The sequence below is a fragment of the Vibrio sp. 1078-1 genome (assembly GCF_033340475.1).
On the sequence record NZ_JAWOWM010000835.1, the window covers coordinates 1 to 530 of the forward strand.

The 530-nt window shown below is 48.5% G+C and carries 1 protein-coding gene; it reads left to right on the forward strand.

From position 1 onward, the window contains the following. On the forward strand, positions 1-442 hold a 442-nt coding region (locus R7190_RS30355), incomplete at its 5' end, for a helix-turn-helix domain-containing protein (protein ID WP_318138272.1). Positions 443-530 lie beyond the last annotated feature (88 nt).

The window sequence follows — 530 nt, forward strand, 5'->3', positions numbered from 1 at the left end:
TATGCCTGTTCCTCAGTTCTCGTCAGTTGCAGTGGAAAAACTATTGCAGTACCCATGGCCAGGTAATGTTCGAGAGCTGGATAACGTTGTACAACGCGCGCTGATTTTGAGTGAAAACGGCGATATCGGTGCAGAGCACATCTTGTTAGAAGGCGTGGATTGGCAAGATGCCAACAGCTTGCAATACGTTGTGCAAAGTGCAGAAACATTGGTCCCTGATGTCAAGCCTGTTGCTCAAGCTGAATCCGTCAACCGCGTTAACACTGGCGGCGAGGGGTTGGGTGGCGAGCTGCGCGATCAAGAGTACGCGATCATTCTAGAAACCTTGGTGGAATGTAGTGGCCGACGCAAAGAAATGGCAGAGAAATTGGGCATAAGCCCACGTACTCTGCGCTACAAACTTGCCAAAATGCGTGACGCGGGTATAGATATTCCGAGTTAGGTTTCACACGCGTAGCCATAAGACAAAAGTGTGAGTAAACTATACTGCTGGCGTCTTATGGCACATAAATTGCTGTGTCAATAATTAG